This is a genomic window from Candidatus Eisenbacteria bacterium, assembly GCA_016867495.1.
Classification (GTDB): Bacteria; Eisenbacteria; RBG-16-71-46; order CAIMUX01; family VGJL01; genus VGJL01.
On sequence record VGJL01000176.1, the window covers coordinates 1 to 5,328 of the forward strand.

Sequence of the window (5,328 nt, forward strand, 5' to 3'; positions counted from 1 at the left end):
CCTCGGAACCCGGCGCCTCCTCTCCCCTTCGCAGCGGCGCCTCGCAGCGCCCCTCGTTGAGGACCTTGTAGGTGAGCCGCCCGTCGTCGCACATCCACCAGCGATTGACGGCCTGGTTCTCGCGGGGCCGGTATCGCTGCGCTTCCTCCTCGTAGTGCTCGAGGTAGATGTTGCACCCTCTGCCGCAGCCCGCGCAGATCGACCGTGTCGTCGTCAGGAACCAGACGCGGCACTTGAAGCGGAAGTCCTTGCTCGTGAGCGCCCCGACGGGACAGAGATCGACGGTGTTGAGGCTGTATGGATTGTCGAGCGGTTTGCCGGGGAGCACGCCGATCTCGCTGTGGTTGCCGCGGTTGATGACCCGCAGCTCTCCGGTCCCCGAGATCTTGTCGCAGAAACGGACGCAGCGGGTGCACAGAACGCAGCGCTCGGCGTCCAGGACCACGCGCGGCCCCACGTCGACGACCTTCCCCTTGTGGACCTTCGGCAGGTCGAGGCGGCTCTCGTACTGGCCGTGGCGCATGTAGAAGTCCTGCAGGAGGCACTCCCCCGACTGGTCGCAGATGGGACAGTCCAGGGGATGGTTCAGGAAGAAGAACTCGAGGACCGCCTTGCGGAGATCGCGCACGGCCTCCGTGTCGGTGCGGATCCTGAGCCCGTCGCGCGCGAATGTGTTGCAGGCGATCTGAGGCTTGGGGACTCCATCGATCTCGATGAAGCAGAGCCGGCAGTTGCCGTCGACACCGAGCCCCGGGTGGTAGCAGAAGTGCGGGATCTCGATTCCCAGGAGCTTGGCCGCCTGGATCATGTTGAACCCCTCGGGGACATCGATCTCCCGGTCGTCGATGATCACCCTAGGCATGATCCTGTCTCCTTGCGGCTCCGGCGAGGAGCGGATCGGACCGGAAGGGGCAGCGGCCCGCGCCGACGTGCCGTTCGAACTCCCCGCGGAACTTCGTCACGAAGCTCGCGGCCGGCATGGCCGCCGCGTCGGAGAGAACGCAGATCGTCGTCCCGATCATGCGATTCGTGATCGAGAGGATCTTGTCCATGTCGGCCGGGCTACCTCCCCCGGCTTCCAGCCTCGCGACGAGGCCTCGGAGCCAACCCGTCCCCTCGCGGCAAGGCGTGCATTGCCCGCACGATTCGTGGGCGTAGAACTTCATGAGCGTGGAGAGGGCCCGGACCATGCATGTCTCCTCGTCGATGACGATCATGCCTCCCGATCCGAGCATGGTGCCCGCGGCGGCGAGGCTCTCGTAGTCGAGGTCCGCGCCTTCGGCCTCCTCGCGCGTGAGGACGGGCACGGACGAGCCGCCGGGGATGTTCGCCTTCATCGCCTTGCCGCCCCGAATCCCGCCGCAGAGATCGTAGACCAGCGTCTTGAGCGGCAGGCCCAGGGGGACCTCGTAGACGCCCGGCCGGGCGACCGGGCCGCTCACGCTGAAGAGCTTGGTGCCGGGGGACTTCTCGGTGCCGTAGCTCCGGTAGGCCGCGGCGCCGTTCTCGATGATCCACGGAACGGCTGAGAGGGTCTCGACGTTGTTCACGACGGTCGGGCCGCCGAAGACGCCCACGACGGCCGGGAACGGCGGCTTGATGCGCGGCCTTCCCGGCTTTCCCTCGAGCGATTCGATCAGCCCGGTCTCCTCGCCGCAGATGTAGGCGCCGGCTCCTCGGTGAATGGTCACATCGAGGTCGAAAGCGGTCCCGAACGACCGGGGGCCGAGATACCCCTTGGCATAGGCCTCATCGACTGCCGCCTGGAGGCGGTGGTAGGGAAGCCCGAACTCCCCCCTGACATAGATGTAGGCGCGATGGATCCCGACGGCCCAGGAGGTGATGACGATCCCCTCGATGAGCTGATGCGGATCGAGCTCCAGCAGGTAGCGGTCCTTGAAGGTCCCCGGCTCGCTCTCGTCGGCGTTCACGCAGAGATACTTCGGGGAGTTCGAGTCCTTCGGCACGAACCCCCATTTCATGCCTGTCGGAAAGCCGGCGCCTCCGCGTCCCCTCAGGCCCGACTGCTTGACCTCCTCCGTCACCGCGGCCGGATCCATCCGGAGCGCCTTGACGGCCGTGCGATAGCCGCCGGCCCTCTCGTAGGAGGAGAGAGTCCACGATTCGGGGCTCCCGAAGTTGCGGGAGAGCAGCTTGACCTCCGCCGCCATCGTCCTCCTAGATCCTCCCCTCTTTGGCGGCCCGGGCCCGCAGCCCATCGAGAAGCTCGCCAAGCCCGCGGTCGTCGAGTGGCCCGTGGAACTCGTCATCGACTTGCACGACCGGGGCCATCTCGCAGGCCGCGAGGCACTCGACCTCGTTGAGCGTGAAGAGCCCATCGGCGGCCGTCTCCCCCGGTCCGATCCCGAGCCTCCTCCGCAGGCAATCGAGGAGATGCTCCGCGCCCATGAGCTGGCAGGAGAGATTGGTGCAGATCTGCAACTGGTGTCGTCCGCCCGGTTCCCTGCGGAACATCGTGTAGAAGCTGACCACTCCGTAGGCGTGCGAGGGCGGCACGCCGCACCGCTCGGCCACCAGGCTCACCGCCTCCTCCGGGATCCACCCGTGCCTGTCCTGAATCATCCAGAGCATGGGAAGAATGGCCGCTTCCCTTGTGGGATAGCGCGAGAGGAGCCGTTCGATCCTATCCTCCTCCTCAGCGGAGAAAGCGAGCGGATGCCCCAGCCGCCTCAGGGGGCATGGATCCCGGAGCGTCGGGTCGTGGGCGGGATCGGATCTCTCGAATGGCTGCATGCGGATCCCCTACCTGTCCAGCTCTCCGGCGATGATGTTGAGACTCCCCAGGATCGCGACCACGTCGGCGACCATTCCGCCCTCCACAAGCCGCGGCAGGGCGGAGTAGATGTGGAAGCAGGGGGGGCGGACCTTGCACTTGTACGGCTTCATCCCGCCGTCGCTGACGATGAAGAACCCGAGCTCCCCGTTCGCCGCCTCGGTCGCGACGTAGGCCTCGCCCACGGGCGGGTTGACGCCGTGCATGATCAGCTTGAAGTGCCCGACGAGCCCCTCGATCGATTCATAGGTCTGCTTCTTCGGCGGAAGGATGATCCGCGGGTGCTCGACATTGACCGGCCCGGACGGCATCTTGTCGAGGGCCTGCTCCACGATCCGGCAGCTCTGCCGTATCTCCTCGAAGCGGACCATCACTCTGTCGTAGGTGTCCCCTTGGTGCCCGCTCGGGATCTCGAAGTCGAAGCTGTCGTAGTGGTCGTACGGGTGCCGCTTGCGCAGATCGTACTCGTACCCCGTCGCGCGCAGGCAGGGCCCCGTGAATCCGAAGCTGATCGCCTCCTCGGCGTCGATCACTCCGATCCCGACCGTCCGATCGATGAAGATCTTGTTGCGGGCGATGAGCTTCAGGGTGTCGCCGACAGCCTTCGGCACCTCCTTGAGAACCGCGCGGACCGCCTCCTCGAAGTCCGGGGTGATGTCGGCCCAGAGCCCGCCGATCCGGGTGTAGGAAGTCGTGAGCCTCGCTCCGGTCAGGCTCTCGATCACGTTGTAGATCCGCTCGCGGAGGTTGAACAGGTACCAGTAGTTCGTGAGCGCTCCCAGATCGACCAGATTCGCCGCGTTGCAGACGAGGTGATCCATGATGCGCGACAGCTCGGTGATGATGACCCGGATGAACTTGCAGCGATCGGTGACCTCGATCCCGCAGAGCGCCTCGACGGCGCGCGAGTAGGCCACGTTGTTGATGAGACAGGAACAGTAGTTCAGCCTGTCGGTGTATGGAATGACCTGGTTGTACTCGTGCGTCTCGGCGGACTTCTCGAAGCCGCGGTGGAGGTAGCCGATCTCGGGGATGCAGTAGCGGACCGTCTCCCCCTCGAGCTCGACCAGGTTGCGCAGGGTCCCGTGGGCCGCCGGATGGCTCGGGCCCAGGTTGAGGATCATCGCATCGGCCTGTCCGCCCCGGGGCGTCGGGTCCCGCCTCCTGCGGCGCTCCAGCTCATCCTCCAGGTCATCTACTTCGCTCAGCCACTGCCCCTTGTAGATGTCGTAGTCCCTGCGGAGGGGATGGCCCACGAACTCCTTGTGATTCAGGATCCGCTTCAGGTTGGGGTGATCGCGGAAGACGACGCCGTACTGGTCGTAGGCTTCCCTCTCGGTCCAGTCGGCGTTCTTGTAGATCCCCGTGGCCGTCTCGATCCAGCAGTCCTCTTCGGGAACGGGGCTCTTGATGGCGAGACGCTCCCCGCGCTCGAGGGAGTGGAGCAGATAGACCACGTCGAACCGGTCTCCGTCGCGGAGCTCGCCGCAGTCCACGACGGTGAGGTCGGTCAGCATGTCGAACCGGTAGGAGGGCTCGTCCCGCAGAAAGCGAAGGGCCTCCGTGATCGCCCCGCGGGCGAGCCGCACGACCGGCATGCCGACCATCGACTCCCGGCCGAGGATCGCCGCGCCGAGTCTCGCATGGAGGGGAGCGAGGTCGATTTCCCGGATCTCCTGGTCCACCGCGCGTCGCGTCTCCATGGTCCCCTAGCGCGGCGCCGGATTGCGCTCGATCTTCTTCTGGATCTCGAGCAGCGCCTGGAGGATCGCCTCGGGCCTTGGCGGGCAGCCCGCGATGTAGAAGTCGACGGGGATCACCTTGTCGATTCCCTGAAGCGTGCAGTAGTTGTCGTAGAAGCCTCCCGAGGAGGCGCAGACTCCCATGGCGACGACCCACTTCGGCTCGCACATCTGCTCGTAGATCCGCCGCAGGATCGGCGCCTGTTTGTAGGTCACCGTTCCGGCGACGAGGAGCAGGTCCGATTGCCGCGGGGAGAATCGGACCACCTCGGCCCCGAATCGGGAGAGATCGAAGACCGACGAGACGACCCCCATGAACTCGATCGCGCAGCACGCGGTCCCGAAGGGAAGGGGCCAGATCGAGTTCTTGCGCGCCCAGTTGATCGCCAGATCGAGCTTGGTCAGGTAGACTCCCTCGCCGACGGGCGACTCCCGATGGATCCCGCGGGGCAGGGGCCGGCCGGGGGAATCGGCGGGGACGCCGCGCCGGGCCGGGTCTTCGCTCACTCCCACTCCATCCCTCCCTTGCGCCATTCGTAAGCGAGACCGAGCACGAGGATCAGGAAGAAGACCCCCATGGCCAGATCGCCGGCCAACCCCAGGTTTCCGCGGGCGACGGCCCACGGGAAGAGGAAGACCGCCTCCACGTCGAAGAGAAGGAAGAGTACCGCGATTAGATAGAACTTCACGGGGAATCGCCCCCGCGGGAGAGACCGCTGCAGGACGCCCGACTCATAGGGCGTCAGCTTGCCCGCCGACGGGTTCCTGGGCCCGAGCCGCGAGCTGAGCAGC

The 5,328-nt window shown here is 66.1% G+C and carries 6 protein-coding genes; all 6 read right to left on the reverse strand.

The window, feature by feature from the left end; translation table 11 throughout:
• Positions 1-862, reverse strand: an 862-nt coding sequence (locus tag FJY88_11610; GenBank protein ID MBM3287978.1) for a 2Fe-2S iron-sulfur cluster binding domain-containing protein, incomplete at its 3' end; no start/stop codon positions are given.
• Positions 855-2,171, reverse strand: coding sequence for an NADH-quinone oxidoreductase subunit NuoF (nuoF, locus tag FJY88_11615; GenBank protein MBM3287979.1), 1,317 nt, complete (start codon positions 2,169-2,171; stop codon positions 855-857). The genes FJY88_11610 and nuoF, both read right to left, overlap by 8 nt.
• 7 nt (positions 2,172-2,178) lie before the next feature.
• Complete coding sequence (locus tag FJY88_11620; protein ID MBM3287980.1) at positions 2,179-2,754, reverse strand: NAD(P)H-dependent oxidoreductase subunit E; 576 nt, start codon at positions 2,752-2,754, stop codon at positions 2,179-2,181.
• Between the two features lie 9 nt (positions 2,755-2,763).
• On the reverse strand, positions 2,764-4,392 hold the full coding sequence (locus FJY88_11625) for an NADH-quinone oxidoreductase subunit D (protein ID MBM3287981.1): 1,629 nt from the start codon (positions 4,390-4,392) through the stop codon (positions 2,764-2,766).
• Positions 4,393-4,503: 111 nt separating this feature from the next.
• A complete protein-coding gene (locus FJY88_11630) occupies positions 4,504-5,070 on the reverse strand; it encodes an NADH-quinone oxidoreductase subunit B (protein ID MBM3287982.1) in 567 nt (188 codons plus the stop codon).
• Entirely contained in the window at positions 5,040-5,327 is a 288-nt protein-coding gene (locus FJY88_11635; protein MBM3287983.1) for an NADH-quinone oxidoreductase subunit A, read from the reverse strand. Before FJY88_11635 ends, FJY88_11630 begins: the two co-directional genes overlap by 31 nt.
• Position 5,328: the final 1 nt, after the last annotated feature.

Excerpts from the sequence above, each read along its gene's own strand:
- nuoF (MBM3287979.1), bottom strand. The coding sequence starts at position 2,171 with ATGGCGGCGGAGGTCAAGCTGCTCTCCCGCAACTTCGGGAGCCCCGAA.
- FJY88_11620 (MBM3287980.1), bottom strand. The coding sequence starts at position 2,754 with ATGCAGCCATTCGAGAGATCCGATCCCGCCCACGACCCGACGCTCCGG.
- FJY88_11625 (MBM3287981.1), bottom strand. The coding sequence starts at position 4,392 with ATGCCGGTCGTGCGGCTCGCCCGCGGGGCGATCACGGAGGCCCTTCGC.
- FJY88_11630 (MBM3287982.1), bottom strand. The coding sequence starts at position 5,070 with ATGGCGCAAGGGAGGGATGGAGTGGGAGTGAGCGAAGACCCGGCCCGG.